The sequence below is a fragment of the Dictyobacter alpinus genome (assembly GCF_003967575.1).
Lineage (GTDB): Bacteria > Chloroflexota > Ktedonobacteria > Ktedonobacterales > Ktedonobacteraceae > Dictyobacter > Dictyobacter alpinus.
The window spans coordinates 4,558,160-4,574,522 of record NZ_BIFT01000001.1; the positions used below are offsets into that span (position 1 = coordinate 4,558,160).

Genomic DNA, 16,363 nt, shown 5'->3' on the forward strand with positions numbered 1-16,363 from the left:
AGCACGCGTTTTAACGTAGACCGTCTCCTCGCCCTACGTTAAGGTTGTTGTTTACGATCATGATCGCTGTGCCTTCGCTATTTTGGACGGTAGCTTCAAAATGATCAGGCTTGCCTATCCTCGCTTAATATATCCTGTAATATTTATCTGCTTCTGCCTGATTCCTATAAATGTGGTATGGACAGTGGATCTTCATGTGAGTAAAGTCACATGATTCTTGTGATACGCTAAATTTTTATCTCAGCAAAAATCATTTATACTTCGTTTGAAGATCAACGATATCCATTAATTCAGTTACACTAAAACAGATGCACGGAAGCCGCTCTTTACATATTTTTTGATGCGAATAATTTTATATTGTTCATTTAGCTGTAAAATAGTAAAGAAGGGTATAAAATCATGGGCGGCGAACCCCAGGAAAACGATACTGTTTTTCAAAAAGGCCAGCACTTTGGGCAGTACTATATCATCGAGGGACTTAACCAGGGCAAGACAGCGCATAAATATCTGGTTCAGTCAATACATAACAAGACCTCTATGGTAATGGAAATATTCCATCCTCAACTTACAGTCGAGTTGAAGGAGAGTTTTCTGGCACAGGCACAGGTCCTTATGAAGCTGGATCATCCACATATTCTGCGTATAGCGGACTGTGGTGTTGAGAATTATTATCCATTTCTTATCACCGAATATGTACCACATTTAACCTTTCAGGACATATATTCAGCGAGCAAGAAGCCGTCGCTCACAGTGCTCTTGCCTTACCTTAAGCAGATTGCTTCGGCGCTCCAATATGCGCATGGTCAGGACATCAAGCATGGAGATATCCGGCCGGAAAATGTGCTGCTCAATAGAAATAATGCTATTCTCCTGCAAGGATTTGTGCCTGGGGCGATCATGAAGAACCGGGATCGACTCACGCATCAGGGTATCGAGGATGTTAATCGGACGATTTTCTATACCGCGCCGGAACAGATACGAGGGAAAGCTGTGCTGGCCAGTGATCAATATTCGCTGGCAGTTATGGTCTATAAATTGCTCTGTGGACAGTTGCCGTTTAGCGGTTCATATATTGAGGTTGCCAATCAACAGCTACATACACCGCCGCCCCCATTGCGGGTGAAGGTACCAGCGATCTCTGCGCGCATCGAGCGTGTTATCATGACCGCGCTGGCAAAAAATCCTGCGGAGCGTTTTAAGACGGTTGAAGCGTTCGTTGGCGCACTGGAACAGGAACACAATGAGAGCTTTAAGAGCTCTGGCGGCCGCCGGACGCCGCCACCCCCGCTTGCGGCACCACCAGTTATTCCACCGGTGCCTATCTCTCCACCGGTGAAGCCTGCGCCTGTACCAGGGATGGTTAAATCTTCCACGGCACCACCGCCGACACTGAGCGTGCCAACCTGGTCTCCACCCCCGGTTGCTCCATCACCAGTGACGGCCAGGGCACCCCAGAGTCCACCGCCATCTCTACCGGTAGCTCCGCCATCGCTTCCCCAGCCAGTGAAAGATAGCCCACTGGCACGGCGGCGTGACAGTAATACGCTGAGCCGACGCGTCTTCGCCATGGGGCTGGTTGGTCTGGCGGCCTTAGGCGGGGCTGGCGGCTGGTATGTCCTTTCCAAAAGACTGGTAACCGTATCGCCATCTCCTACGCTCGCGGCTGATGCGACCCCACCAGCGGCACCTGTGCTGGTCAATAACAAGAACGTCCTGGTCTTCAGTGGTCATCTGGCCAGCGTGAATGCGTTGTCCTGGTCGCCCGATGGCAAGTTAATCGCCTCCGCGAGCGACGATAAATTTGTCCAGGTCTGGGACGCGAAAAGTGGGAAGCGCAAGCTCATTTACTCCGGCCATACAGAGGAAGTAGCGTCGGTCGCCTGGTCGCCTGACGGCAAACATATTGTCTCAGGTAGTCAGGATGGCAGCGCCCAGGTGTGGGATGCGACCACCGGGAAAAAACTCTTCACTTATAAAGGACACAAGGATCGGGTGAATGCGCTCTCCTGGTCAAGCGATAGTCAGCAGGTGGCATCTGGCAGTGAGGATAAGACGGTGCAGGTCTGGAACGCAGCCGATGGCACCCTGGGCTTCAACTTTCTCGGACATACTGCGGGTGTGTTGTGTGTTGGCTGGCAGTTCGGCAATAGTAGTGTCGCCTCTGGTTCCTGGGATGGTACGTTGCGGGACTGGGCGACCGTGCAGCATGGCGATCACTTTAACGCGGGCGATCAGATTTTCGCCTATGCCGGACATGGCAAGAATGAAGTCTATGCACTCTCCTGGTCACCGGATGGAAATTTTATCGCCTCTGCCGGCGCCGATCAGACGGTCCAACTCTCAAATGGTGATGATGGTACACCCAGACCGGTATTCTTCACAGGCCATCAACGGAAGCAACATGTCAATCCGGTGCGCTCGGTTGCCTGGTCGCCGGACGGAAATTTCATCGTCTCTGGTGATACGGATGGGAATGTGTATGTGTGGAAAGTTGCCGGCCGCAAGACGGTTTTCACGTACCAGGGGCATAAGAAGGCTGTCAATGCAGTGGCATGGTCACCTGATGGTAAAACGCTGGCTTCGGCCAGTGCGGACAATACCGTTCAGGTCTGGCAAACGAGCTAAATGGAGAGGGATACGATGAACGCAAAGCCACCTATGCCGCAGCCAGGCAGTTGGATGAACGCGCAGCCAAAGACAGCGCCTGGTGGGCAACGACAGAAAACGCGGAAGTCGCGCTGGCAGCTTGTTTTGCTCCTGCTGGTAATTATCTTAATTGTGGTCGCTGTCCTCGCGGCAGCCGACTTTAAGCGGGGTAGCACCACCCTGAGCATGCAGGTCGGAGGCCAGCCAGACGTCGCGCTAGATCTTGGTCAGAGTATTGCGATCAGCCCTTACCTCTATGGGAGCAATGTCTTTCCACAGACCGGAACCACTGCACAGGACCAGGCGGGGCAAGGGATGATGAGCTATGAGCAAGCGGTCATCTCGGGATTACGTTCCGCCAATATTAAACTGCTCCGCTTTCCAGGTGGCAACTGGGGCGAGCAGCACACGCCCTCGACCGAGCAACTGAACGACTTTAGTGGCTTGCTGAATCAGGTGGGAGCTGAGGGCAGCATGCAGGTTCCACTCTCAGATCCCGATGATCTGGTACCGGTTCAACTGGAAACCCGAGCGAGTCGCGCCGCGCTGCTGGTCGATTATATGAATAATCGTCAGAGTATTCAGCGCACAGATACGCGTGCTCCATTTCATGCTATCAAGTACTGGTCTATTGGTAATCAGCCGGACCTGCTGACCGATCCGGATACACAGAAGACTTATACTGTGGCAGGCTATACACAGGCATTTATCACCTATTCTCTGGCCATGCATCAAAAAGATCCAACCATTAAGATCTTTGGACCTGAACTCAGTCAATATCTGGGACAGGCAGGACCAAAGGATGCTGCTGGACAGCTATGGATGGAGAAGTTTTTAACGGATATTAGCAACTATCAGCATACTCATGCGCTCCCATTCCATCTTCTCGATGGGGTCTCATTGCATTATTATCCATTTGACCATCAAAAGGAAGAGCCCGACGCGCTATTGAATAGTTCCGCGCAATTAGATCGCCTTTTGCCACCATTGCGCCAGTTTATCAGGCAGAAGTTTGGCGCGGACCTGCCGTTAGCCATTACCGAGATCAATAGCAACTCAACGAAAAACGTCTCGTCGCCAGCCCTGGCCGCGACCTGGTGGGCTGATACTGTTGGAAAACTGATGGCTAATCAGGTTGAGTATGTGGCTTTCTTCTCGACCGAAGGTGTTGATGCACCCTATCCGCTCTTTACCCGCACGGGCCTCAAGGAGACCGCGATGCTGCGCAGCATGCAGTTGTTTACGCGGCTCCAGCAAAATCTTATTCCCACTCAGGGGAACGCGGGACCAGTCAGTATGTATGCCACCCAGAATCAAGCACAGACGGTCGTCAGTGTACTGCTGATCAATAAGACCAACCAGGACCAGCAAGTCAAGCTGCATGCCGCGACCATCCTGCCATGGAGTCCGTGGCGTGCCGCCACGCTCACACTGCATGCCTATGGCCTGCTGGTCGTAACGCTCCACCAGGGTGGGAGTGACGAGGCCTTTAGCTTTAGTAATACCCAGGATACGCAAAAAGCTGTTCCAGATGTACAGCATCTTGTCTGCCAGAGCACCACAGACGCCACGCTCGTCTGTTAGGGGGGAACTCATGCATCATTTGTTTCATTTGGATAATCCGGTGGTGATCGTAATTGCGTATACCTACCTGGTTATTATGATCTTGATGACCGTGCAGGCCATCTTTAATATTCGGCTCTTCCTCTATATTTGGGAGGAACCGGAGCAGGCCTGGCTGAATAGTGCCCCGACGGTCTATCGGCCACCACAACTCTCCTTTACGATCCTGTTGCCCGCCTATCATGAAGAGGATGTCTATGCCGACACCATCCAGAAGGTCTACGATTTGAATTATCCCAAGAAAATGGTACAGATCCTGGCCCTGCTGCGTGAGCACGATACAGGCACCATCAAGGTCGCGCAGGAAAAGCTGAATGAGTTGCGTGCACCCAATGTTCAACTGCTGGTGACCAATGATAAGCATGGTGGCAAGCCGCATCAACTGAACCTGGGCCTGCGTATGGCCAAAGGCGATATCGTGACCATTTTTGATGCCGAAGATGGACCGCATCCCGACATCCTGCAAGTGATCAATACCACCTTCCTGAACGAGCCGGTGGACGTAGTGCAGAGCGGAGTCCAGTTAATGAATCATAATTCCAGATGGTTCAGTTTTCTGAATGTGCTTGAATACTTCTTCTGGTTCAAGTCCGCCCTGCACTTTTTCGCTCGCTGCGGCATGACGCCCCTGGGTGGCAATACCGTCTTTGTGAAGCGTGAACTGATGCAGCAGTTAGGTGGCTGGGATCACACCACCCTGACCGAAGACGCCGATCTGGGGATCCGCCTGTGTATCGCTAAGTCCCGCGTGCGTATCCTTTACGATGATGAGTTTGTCACCAAAGAAGAGACGCCGGCCACGATTGATCAGTTCATCAAACAGCGCACCCGCTGGAATCAAGGCTTTATCCAGATCCTCTTCTCTGGTCGTTGGATGCAACTGGAGAAGCTATCGCAGAAACTGCTGGCCCTCTATGTGCTGATCCAGCCCGAGTTACAGGCCCTCTTTGCCTTGATGATACCGCTCTCAATCATCATCTCTATTCTCATCGAGATGCCGGTATGGATGGCCATTCTGACCTTTATGCCCCTCTACTGTTTGATCTTTGGACTGTTCATCAGTGTGGCCGGCCTGCATGAATTTGTGAAGGTGCACCATCGTCAATGGAAATGGAGCGAAGCTTTAACACTGCTCATCGCCTTTATTCCCTACCAGTTGTTGCTAGACATTGGAGCGGTACGAGCGGTATGGCGCCAGCTTCGCGGCGCGTCTAACTGGGAGAAAACGGCCCATACGGGACAACATAGGGGTCATTAAGCTCACGCTTGTACTGAGAAAGGGTTGAAATACCATGATGGGATCGTCTCAATCAAATCAGCAGGGGCCGCCTTCCCAACCTGTTCAGGGCGGGCAGCCCGCCGGCAATCAGCCGCCGCAGCCTCCAATTGTGCCTGGATCTGGATCTCCTGGGAGCCGATGGATTCAGTCGGCGCCTGAGCCGGAGGAGAAAAATGAAGGCAACGTTACCCTGTTCCGTACCGGCAACTTCTTTGTCCATATTGTGTCTCCTCTCCTGAACACGATCCAGACCGGTGTACTCAAGACCGGAGCTTTGCGTACTGGTACCAGTGCGCTGCGTAAGCCAGGCGGGGGTGGTGAAACTATTCTGGAGCGTATCCGTTGGACCTCGGTGGAGAAGGATCGCTTGATGGCGGCGCAGACGCGTCTGCTGCCACAGGCCGAACCGATCAATACGGCGCAATGGCGTGAGATCGCCGTCCCTACCTGGTTGGAGCTGCTGGTGGTCCTGGTGATCCTGGCTCTTCCTCTCTTCCTCCAGGCCAGCAACATGTTTAATTATCCAGCCTATACGGCGGATGAAGGCTCACTGATGTCCAATGCCTGGGCTATCCTGCATGGAAAAATTGAGCCATATGCCTATAGCTACGATCATCCTCCTATTGGCTGGCTGCTGATCGCCATATGGACGCAAGTCACGGGCGGGATCACCAGTTTCGGGAACGCGATCAATAGTGGGCGTGTGCTGATGCTCGTGCTGGCCGCCGCCAGTTCGTTGTTTCTCTACCTGATTACCAGTCGGGTCAGCGGCAGCCGCAGCGCGGCACTGTTAGCCATGCTCATTTATTCCCTCTCGCCCTTAAGCCTGCTCTATCGGCGTGAGGTCCTGCTTGATAATATTGGCATGTTCTGGCTGCTACTCACCCTCGCCCTGATCACGGCTGGAAAGAGCCGACTCAGTACATTTGTGCTGGCCGCCGTCACCATGGGCCTGGCTGTCCTCTCACAGGAGGCCATGCTCCTCTTCCTGCCGGTAGTATTGTATGCGGTTTGGCTCTATGCGACAGAATTTCAACGGAAGTTCTCGATGCTCACCTTTCTCTACATTGCGCTGGCGATCTCCTCTGTCTATGTCTTACTGGCGCTCTTGCAGGGACAGTTGCTGCCTTCCGGCCTCTGGCCCGGGGACACGAATCCACATCCAGACCTGATTACCGCACTACTACAAAAGCTGCAACCGCCTCTGATTGGTGGACAGTTTCGTGCCAGTTGGAACATCTGGGTGCAGACCGACTGGCTGATCCTGGCCGCAGGCATTGTCGCCATGTTCATGAATATTCTGGGGGGCACGGTGAGGCGCTTGCAACTACTTGCGGCCCTGCTGGTTGCGACCTACACAATTTTCCTGCTCGTCCTGCCTGTTGTCTATCCAACCTCGATTGTGCCCTTGCTCCCATTCCTGGCACTCAACATTGCCATGGCGCTCAACGCTCCACTGCGCTGGCTAACGACGCGCATCGGTTTCGATCTGGCTCGCGCGCTACTCTGCTTCATCATCATCGGAGCCTTAATTCCGGCGAGTATTCAGCAGGCGTTGCCACTTCAGACCAGGAATACGGCCCAGCCTCAGCAGCAGGCGATGCTCTGGATCCGCAATAATGTGCCACGTAACGCGGTCCTGATCACCAATAGTTATATGTTCACCGATCTACGCGAGCCTGGTGGTGTCAGTGTCGGCAACGGAACACCTTTTAGCCATGCCCAGATCTATTCCAGCATCGCCCTCGATCCCGAGGTCGCTAATGTGGAGTTGAAAGGAGACTGGCAGCAGATCAACTTTCTCGTAGTTGATAGTAGTATGCTCACCCAGATTAGAGCCGATCAACGCTATGCGCTCCTGAATCAGGCGCTCCACCATGGCATTGTAAGACTGGCAGTTGGTTCCAAAAATGATGGAACACTTCTACAGATCTATGAGGTTATCCGTGCATAATCTCCACAAAAGAGGTAATCATGTCACAGCATAATGAACCGACGGCGCCGTTGCTGCCACCAGATCCCCCACAAGGGAAACCCGCACAGTCGCCGCGCCGCTTTTCGCGAGGCATAATCATCCTTAGTGCTGTCCTACTGCTCGTCGTGCTGGGAGCCGTCATCTTCTGGATCCAAAGAACCGCGACTCCTACCAATCCGAATGGGGCCGCCACAAAGTATCCCTGGCATACCAATGGCGCTCAGATTCTGGATGCCAACAACCAGCCGGTGCGCATTACAGGCGTCAACTGGTTTGGTTTTGAGACAAATACCTTTGTGGTACACGGACTACAAAATCGCAATTACAAAGATATGCTGGATCAGATCAAGGGCCAGGGCTATAATACTATTCGGCTCCCTTACTCCAACCAGCTTTTTGATCCGAATAGCCAGCCAACCGGCATCGACTATAGCAAGAATCCCGACTTACAGTCACTTCGGGGTATACAGCTTATGGATAAGATCATCGATTATGCGGCCAGCGATGGCTTACATATTATTCTGGATCAGCATCGTCCGGACGCCGGGGCGCAATCGAACTTGTGGTATACAAATGCCTATCCAGAGACACGCTGGATTTCCGACTGGCAGATGCTGGCGGAGCATTATAAAGGCAATGCGGCGGTCATCGGAGCGGACCTGCACAATGAGCCTCATGCGCCAGCCTGCTGGGGGTGTGGCGACAAAGCTACCGACTGGATGCTAGCCGCCGAGCGTGGCGGCAACGCCATTCTCGCCAAAAATCCTGACTGGCTCATCTTTGTCGAAGGCACCGATTGTTATGGAGCGAATGGTATCGCGCAAGCCAATAGCGCCGACTGCTACTGGTGGGGAGGAAATCTCCAGGGTGTCAAAACCCATCCTGTTGTGTTGAATGTTCCCAATCGACTTGTCTACTCGGTCCACGACTATCCATCATCGGTCCACCAGCAAGCATGGTTTAGTGCCGCAGATTATCCCGCCAACCTCACCCAGGTCTGGGATAGCAACTGGGGCTATATCCAGAAGCAGAATATCGCGCCCGTCTGGATTGGCGAGTTTGGTACAAAATTGGAGTCGGCACAGGACAAGCAATGGTTCAGTGCGCTCATCGGCTATCTTGGCACAGGCGCCAATGGCTTCAACTGGACCTACTGGAGTTGGAATCCTGATTCAGCCGACACAGGTGGACTTCTAAATCCTGACTGGCAGACCATCGATACCGCGAAACAGGATCAGCTAAAACCGATCCAATTTGCCATCAATAGCCCGCAGAGTAGTCCGGCTCCTCAGCGAGGTTCAATCTCACTGGCTACCCCAACTGCCACATCTACCCTCAGTCAAGGCATACTCACACTGGAGTACCAGAACGGCAATCCAGCGGCGCAATCCAACCAGATCCAACCCGCCATCAAGCTCACCAACACAGGGAATAGTACAATCAATCTGACAGATCTCACAATTCGCTACTGGTATACCGCAGACACCGCCCAGGAACAAGTTATCACCTGCGACTATGCCACCGTTGACTGTCAGAACATCCAGGACAAAATCGTACCCATGCAGCCTGCCCGCTCCAAAGCCGACACCTACCTTGAGATCAGCTTTAGCGCAGGCTCTCTATCCGGCGGAGCCAGTACAGAAATCAAGCTACGCATACACAAAAGCGACTGGTCAAACTACGATCAGAGCAATGACTACTCATTCATAGGTGCAGCAACCAATTACAGCCCAACCCAACAAATTGGCCTCTACAACCAGGGAAAACTGCTCAGCGGCAACGAACCCGCCGCCTGACCGATCAGAGGATAACAGCAGTAGCGGCAGGGCTTGTCCCTGCTACCTGTTGGCGTAAGAACAAGCATAAGCAATACATGCCTGGATAGGTTATCTTTATTGTTCGAACATTTTTGAGGAACATTTCATACGTGCACAGGTAGCAGGGACAAGCCCTGCCGCTACTTTGGGACTTCGTCCGTGTTGTGTTGTTCATTGTATCAATGGGGCAATTCATTGATACAATGAACAATACAGTGGAGGTTTGCCCATTTTTTTTGCTCGTGAACAAAAACTGAATAATTATTGCATACAATATCACCTTAAATAGCATTGACGGTGAAGGATATATGGATGTATAAAAGTATGCATAGAAACCTGTATCGTAGTTCATGGACACAAATATTTTTCATGAACACAATCCTGCCAGTGCTGTATTTGGTTCAATGAACGAACTGAGAATATACATGAATAATTGGAATGATCCAGCACGGCCCAAATTTTCAAAGGGGAGAAGTGATGAAAGATAGACTATCTATTCGCTTCATTGTCCGTACCCTGGCCATCCTGCTGACCTGTTGTCTTGTGGGTGTCTCATTTATAAGCCTCCAGGCCACACACGCTGCATCGCCATACTGTCAGGTCACCTATACTGTGACCAATCAGTGGTCGGGTGGCTTTAGCGCGAATATTAACATCCAGAATACCAGCAACACGGCCTGGACAAACTGGACCCTTGGCTTCGATTTTCCTGCTAGCAACCAGAGCATTACGCAGGGGTGGAGCGGCACGTTTACCCAGTCGGGGCAGCATGTAACGGTTGTCAATGCCAGTTATAATGGCAACGTTGGCGTAAATGCGACCGCCGTACCGGGTTTTAATGGGAGTAACGGTTCCAGCAATCCTATTCCTACCGCTTTCAGCGTTAACGGCAATGCCTGTAATGGCAGCGGCGTACCCACACCAACGCCAACACCCGGAACGACTCCAACCCCGACACCTGGAAATACACCAACCCCGACACCAACACCTGGAAACACACCGACACCAACTCCGACTCCCACACAGGGCTCCTTTGTGCCAGTCGTTGCTTCCACCCCATTGACGCTCACGGGCAGCCATACCGGTAACGCGACCTGGTTCTCCTCGCTTGGTAGCCCTTATGGCGGGTGTGGCATACCCCAGGCTAACCTGGATACGCAGAATTTTGTCGCCATGAACGTACAGAATACACCGGGAGATTACAATACCTATCTCACACGTCCTATCGGGTCGCAAAATGCCAGCAAGATTAGCATGTTTAGCAATGGACTCAATTGTGGTCGCTGGGTGCGTGTAACTATCAGCGATTTCTGTACTGGCATCAATGATGGCGCCCAGAATATGCCATTTTGCCGCAACGGCAGTTGGGTACAAGATAAATATAACGGTGCGACCCTCGACATGCTGGTAGCCGATAGCTGTCAGGATGGCAACGCCTGGTGCCGTGATGATCCTAATCACCTGGACCTGGCGCAGGACTCGCTGAACAAGTTTGTCCTTAACGGGCAGCCAGTTGGTGATATGTATCCTAATTCCTGGCAGAATCGACATGTCAACTGGCAATTTATTCCTGCCCCCAACTATACCGGTGATATCCAGATTGGATTCTTGCAGGGAGCCAGTTCATACTGGTCTGCTATCTCTGTTAACCACCTGGCCAATGGTATTCATGGCGTAGAATATTATCAGAATGGTACCTGGGTCAACGCTCCCATGGATAGCGATCTGGGCCAGGATTACATCATCCTCCCGACCACCTCAGGTGGCAAGGACTATCAGATCAAAGTATTCGATGCATCCAACCAACCGATCAACAACGGTCGCATTTATAACTTCTCATATCCCAGTAGCTGTGGTTCATCGTGCTCGGCACCCCTGGTAAACGTTGCTTATACAACGTCGTAATGGTTGCCTTCATGGCTGCCTGTACCCACCAGCGTAGCCATGAAGCATCCAGCGCTTTCTGGCCCTTTACGAAAACAGGCGCCCACCGACCCCTGTAGCAAGGGCAGGTGGGCGCTTGTTGTTGCTCACTGCTGCCTATGCTACAATAGTTGTGTTTACATAGGAATATCAGGTCTGCCCAAAAGGATATACATAGATGTCCCTGCCACAAGAAAATAGTTCCTCATTGATGGCCAGTATGACTGACCAGCCTGCGATTGATGAGGGCATAGCTGCTAAAGTTGCCGCCCGCCGTGGCTTACTCCTCTTCTTCATTCTCTTGATCGTCTTCTCGACATGTGCCGTCTGTTTTACCCTGGCTACCCATAGTGCCATAAGTAGTTTCTTCTGGATGTGGTCCCCGGGCTGTGCGGCCCTGGCGACGCGCTGGATCTGGCATGAGGGATGGCGCGACATCTCTTTTCAATGGGGAGGGCGACGCACCTGGTATGCTATAGTTGTAGCGCTCATAACCCCACTTGCGGTCGCGCTGCTAGCTTATGGACTGGCCTGGTCGACCGGACTGGCACAGATCGTTCCTTTTCGAGCATCTGCCAGCCTGGGCATTGCGATTACCCTCTTTGGTGCCCACGCCGCCTGGCCGCTTACCTTTCTCTTGATTGCAACCTTTTTCGGAGCCGAACTGGTCAATGCCACGGGCGAAGAGCTTGGCTGGCGTGGCTACATGCTGACCCGTCTGATCGATGCCGGCGTACCGCAGCCGATCCTGGTCAGTGGCCTCATCTGGTCCCTCTGGCATTGGCCGCTGATCTTTCTGACCGCGCCCTCCATCGGCTGGCCCGTCGTCTTCTCCGCCTGTATCTTCCTGCTTACCATCACCAGCCTTGGCTGTCTGGAAGCAAGGTTGCGCCTGCAAACCGGCAGCATCTGGCCCTCAGTAGTTCTGCATGCCGCCTGGAACAGTTTTATCGTAGAGATCTTTAACTCACTCAACCGCGATGGCGATGCCTCCCATTGGACAGGCGAGTCTGGCATCCTGGTCGCGGTCCTGATGATCGCCTTAGCCTACCTCTTCCTCAGCGGTCATTGGGAGAGACGTGCTATCTAGCATAAACCTAATCTAATAGCCTGCCAGCCATCATGTGATGACCAGGCAGGGACGCAATGGGCGGTGGGTGTAATGCATTATTTTCAAGCGCACAACCATGAGAAGAAAACCCATCCATACCCCAACGACCCCCTCCCTCATCACAAGCAAGCCCTGCGCTCCTATTGGGCACGTGCCGCTGCAAAAAAATACATGGCACCCAAATAAACGGTAATTTGAGTAAATCTTTATCTTTCCTTGAGGCTAAACCGCTATAGTTACGTACAGAGGCGTACGGACACAGTGATGAGAGACGCCTTAAGAAGGAAGGGATAAAATGCCGCACAATCGTGGATATCTGCTAGGAAGACTCTTTGTATTGCTTGCACAGCAAGAGGTGCTACAAGAGCAGCCCGAACATAGTTATCGTCTAGCATCCACCGTACCGCCACAGATTTTGCCAGCCGCACTCGCACTGGCTATCGAACGGGGGAGAGAAGAGCAACTCTATCCATTAACACAATTGCTTCCCATTGATGCTTTTAATGGTCCCTTAAATCGTCGTGAGCAGGGCGCCTTCGCGCTCGGTTATCTCCATGAACGCTCAGGTTTTCCCATGCCTGTAGTAGAAGATGAAGATGATGAACCCGATCTCACCGAACGCTATGAGCTACGTATCGATCCATCTCTAAAGGAATGGATCAAACTTCATGGTGGAGGCCCCTTTATCCGCGCACTGCTTCGCGCGGAACGCTTAAAGCAATTCCAGGAAAAAACAACTGAATTGGCGCAAGAAGCCTCTCCAAAGGAAGCTTCCCAGCCATATGAACAATAAAAAAAGAAAGGATCATTGTCGATGCAGCACATAGGTAGATTGTCGCGTCGTGTCTGGCAGATGGGACTGGTCTGTCTCATTATGGCAACCGGTCTGATGGCGTGTAGCAGTCAGGCGACACCATCCGCGTCCAGCACGCCAACCAGTACTACGGCTACTAGCGATATTCATAAAATCAAGCATGTGATTGTCGTCATGCAAGAGAACCGTTCATTCGACTCATACTTTGGCACCTATCCAGGCGCGGACGGTATTCCTATGAAGAATGGTGCCCCCAGTGTATGTATCAACGATCCAAAGACGAATCAGTGTGTCAAGCCATATCATGATACCCAGGACCTCAATCATGGTGGTCCGCATGGTGAGGCGAATGCCGCGAATGATATCAACCAGGGAAAGATGGATGGCTTTATCGGGCAGGCAGAAAAAGGGAAAGGGAGCTGTAACACGCCTAATGATCCAGCCTGTAGTGTGAAGGGTCAAACAGATGTGATGGGCTATCATGATGGTAATGAGATCCCTAATTACTGGTCTTATGCCAAAAACTTTGTGTTGCAGGACCATATGTTTGAGCCAAACTCATCCTGGAGCCTGCCCTCGCACCTATTTATGGTTTCTGGCTGGTCCGCTTACTGTAGCCGACCAGGCAACGCGTCCAGTTGTACAAATAATAACAAGGGACCTGTGACCCTGAAGCAGGCCAATAAATACACGGCGGACTACGCCTGGACTGATCTGACGTATCTTCTGCATAAGGCCAATATTGGCTGGGCTTATTATGTAGCGCCGGGCACCGAGCCCGATTGTGAGGATAATGCGGCCTCCTGCCAGAGTGTCAAGCAGAAAGCCGCGACACCAGGTATCTGGAATCCACTGCCGGACTTTGATACTGTCAAGCAAGATGGTCAGCTGAAAAACGTGCAATCGCTCGACAATTTCTATAGCGCCGCCAAACAAGGGACACTTCCAGCGGTATCCTGGATTACGCCTAACGGCAAAAACAGCGAGCATCCACCGGCATTGGTCAGCACTGGTGAGTCCTATGTCACCCAGTTAGTCAACGCCGTCATGAGTGGTCCAGATTGGGATAGTACCGCCATCTTCCTCTCCTGGGATGACTGGGGTGGTTTCTATGATCACGTCAAGCCGCCAACCGTCGACCAGAATGGTTATGGCCTGCGTGTACCTGGATTAGTGATCAGCGCCTATGCGCGTCAGGGCTATATCGACCATCAGACTTTGAGCTTCGATGCATATCTGAAATTTATTGAAGATGATTTCTTAAATGGCTCACGTCTCGACCCCAAGACCGATGGACGACCAGATCCACGGCCCGATGTACGGGAGAACGCAGCCATACTAGGAAATCTTGTTAACGATTTTGACTTTAAGCAAGCTCCGCGTAAGCCACTGATGTTATCTACCACTCCCAAAACCAGCTAAGCAGAGACACGTTTCAACCCGAGTTTTAAGGGGCAAATTGAACTGTAGATGAAATGACCCATCGTCACATGTAGGATGATGGGTCTGCATTTTCGCTTAAGCAAACGCTTTGGCCCGATTATGCCTCTTATGTGGCCGAAGCTTCAGCTATTGCATCTTCATTCTGTTCAACCGGAATACGACCAGCCTTTGCCGCCTTGGTGAGCGCTGTATGATCACTATCAACCTGTTTGGCATAGAGAAAGGCAAAATCTGTAACCGCGTTGTCAAACACATCATTTTTGCCGAGATAGCCACAGATGTGGGCCGGATCACCTGAGCGTGCATGCGCGCGTGCCAGGGCCCATCCGCATAAGCCCACGTAGGTGATAAAGTCACCTTTCTGCATATGTTCAATACGTGGAGAGCTCGACATATCACGTAGTTGCCGAACATAGAAGGTACGCGCTTCACTACTTGCCCATCCTAGAAAGATATCGCTGGACCCCTGAATAAGCTGTTGTCCAGCGACCACGCGTTGGGCATGATTATTGTAACGGCTGGATTCGAGGTAAGGTTCCAGTACTGATGCCTGAGCTTCCTTGATTTGCAAAAAGAGCGGATCCGTGTCATCAACCCCTAATAATAAGGCAATATAGCAACGTGTCCCGACGCTGCCAACCCCTACTACCTTTAATGCATAATCCACCAGACGATAACGACTGAGCAGGATTTTTCGATCATCGGCCAGCGAGGTCGTATAGTTTTGCATGATCTCGTCAAGTTGATGAATGACTTTTTTGCCGGTCTGCCGCATCGTATAGGGAGGCTCATCCTTGATACAATAGTGTCCGCGTATCTCTTCAGTAAGTTTGGGGAAAATTTGTGTGCTTGTGCGCTGCCGTGCTTTGCTCAGTTCTTTCCCCATATAGGTCTGCGCCCTTGGATGCATACGCTTGAGCGTTTGCTCGACCCGTATTTGTGTATACCACATATCCAGGGGATGCATAAAAGCATAGGTCCACAAATGTTCTCGGTATGCCTGTATACTCTGCAGCGTCGCATGCCTGACAATCTCCTCAGAAAGGCCGAGTGATTGACCGGCGACAACCACGCTGGTGGCGAGCCTTTTAATATCCCACTCCCACGGACCAGGCAGCGTTTCATCAAAATCATTCACATCAAACACCTGGCGCCGTTCCGGTGTGGCATAGGTGCCAAAGTTAGAGAGGTGCGCATCGCCACATAATTGTACTTGAATGCCAGTATAAGGGGTAGTAGAGAGATCAAGGGCCATAATGAGTGCCGAGCCACGCAAAAATGCGAATGGTGAGAGGAGCATCCGACTATATTGAATCGGAATAAGAGACTCCAGGCGAGAACTATTGGATTGCTCAAGCACAACGACAGGATCAGGTCGTTCAGGTGCCGGCTTCCATTCCGCATGGCTTGTACGTGGAACACGCTGCCGCAGAGCTTTTCCCTCGGCAAGACGCTCCTCCAGAGAGGGAGCATCCTTTGCTTTAAATACCACACTCATAATTTTGTCCTTTCTTTGCCCATCATTGATCGCATCTTAAAAGTTTCTCGCCTACATACCTGTGTAACAAGCAAATCATTGCGACAATGCTCCTTCTTATAGCCTGGCAAGCTATCAATACTATGTCATATCCAGATTATACTCTTCCATTCTGCTTTTTATCGTATGTCCTATACCACAGAGAAGGCGAAGAGTGAGGTGCATTAGCTTATACCTGCTTCTCTTTTTGTAGGC

10 protein-coding genes are annotated in these 16,363 nt (G+C 51.7%); 9 read left to right on the plus strand and 1 reads right to left on the minus strand.

The features are described from left to right. Positions 1-399: 399 nt before the first annotated feature. The 9 genes from EL633_RS18085 (at position 400) to EL633_RS18125 (ending at position 14,610) form a co-directional block, all read left to right on the plus strand. Positions 400-2,625 (plus strand): serine/threonine-protein kinase, encoded by a 2,226-nt coding sequence (locus EL633_RS18085; RefSeq protein WP_126628527.1) that lies wholly within the window; start codon positions 400-402, stop codon positions 2,623-2,625. Between the two features lie 15 nt (positions 2,626-2,640). Beyond that, positions 2,641-4,230: a glycoside hydrolase family 44 protein gene (locus EL633_RS18090; protein WP_161982224.1), complete on the plus strand. Its 1,590-nt coding sequence runs from the start codon at positions 2,641-2,643 to the stop codon at positions 4,228-4,230. A 10-nt stretch (positions 4,231-4,240) separates the two neighbouring features. Continuing rightward, positions 4,241-5,527, plus strand: coding sequence for a glycosyltransferase (locus tag EL633_RS18095; RefSeq protein WP_126628529.1), 1,287 nt, complete (start codon positions 4,241-4,243; stop codon positions 5,525-5,527). A gap of 34 nt (positions 5,528-5,561) precedes the next feature. Next, positions 5,562-7,502: an ArnT family glycosyltransferase gene (locus tag EL633_RS18100; RefSeq protein WP_126628530.1), complete on the plus strand. Its 1,941-nt coding sequence runs from the start codon at positions 5,562-5,564 to the stop codon at positions 7,500-7,502. Positions 7,503-7,522: 20 nt separating this feature from the next. Continuing rightward, positions 7,523-9,319, plus strand: a complete 1,797-nt coding sequence (locus EL633_RS18105; protein WP_161982225.1) for a cellulase family glycosylhydrolase — start codon at positions 7,523-7,525, stop codon at positions 9,317-9,319. Between the two features lie 498 nt (positions 9,320-9,817). Beyond that, positions 9,818-11,245, plus strand: a complete 1,428-nt coding sequence (locus EL633_RS38370; RefSeq protein ID WP_161982226.1) for a cellulose binding domain-containing protein — start codon at positions 9,818-9,820, stop codon at positions 11,243-11,245. 196 nt (positions 11,246-11,441) lie between these two features. Continuing rightward, a complete protein-coding gene (locus EL633_RS18115; RefSeq protein ID WP_126628532.1) occupies positions 11,442-12,353 on the plus strand; it encodes a CPBP family intramembrane glutamic endopeptidase in 912 nt (303 codons plus the stop codon). 316 nt (positions 12,354-12,669) lie between these two features. Continuing rightward, positions 12,670-13,167 (plus strand): hypothetical protein, encoded by a 498-nt coding sequence (locus EL633_RS18120; RefSeq protein ID WP_126628533.1) that lies wholly within the window; start codon positions 12,670-12,672, stop codon positions 13,165-13,167. A 21-nt stretch (positions 13,168-13,188) separates the two neighbouring features. Further along, complete coding sequence (locus EL633_RS18125) at positions 13,189-14,610, plus strand: alkaline phosphatase family protein (protein WP_218027514.1); 1,422 nt, start codon at positions 13,189-13,191, stop codon at positions 14,608-14,610. Positions 14,611-14,737: 127 nt separating this feature from the next. Here EL633_RS18125 and EL633_RS18130 read toward each other — a convergent pair whose 3' ends face one another. Beyond that, a complete protein-coding gene (locus EL633_RS18130; RefSeq protein WP_126628534.1) occupies positions 14,738-16,129 on the minus strand; it encodes a DUF2252 domain-containing protein in 1,392 nt (463 codons plus the stop codon). Between the last annotated feature and the right edge of the window lie 234 nt (positions 16,130-16,363).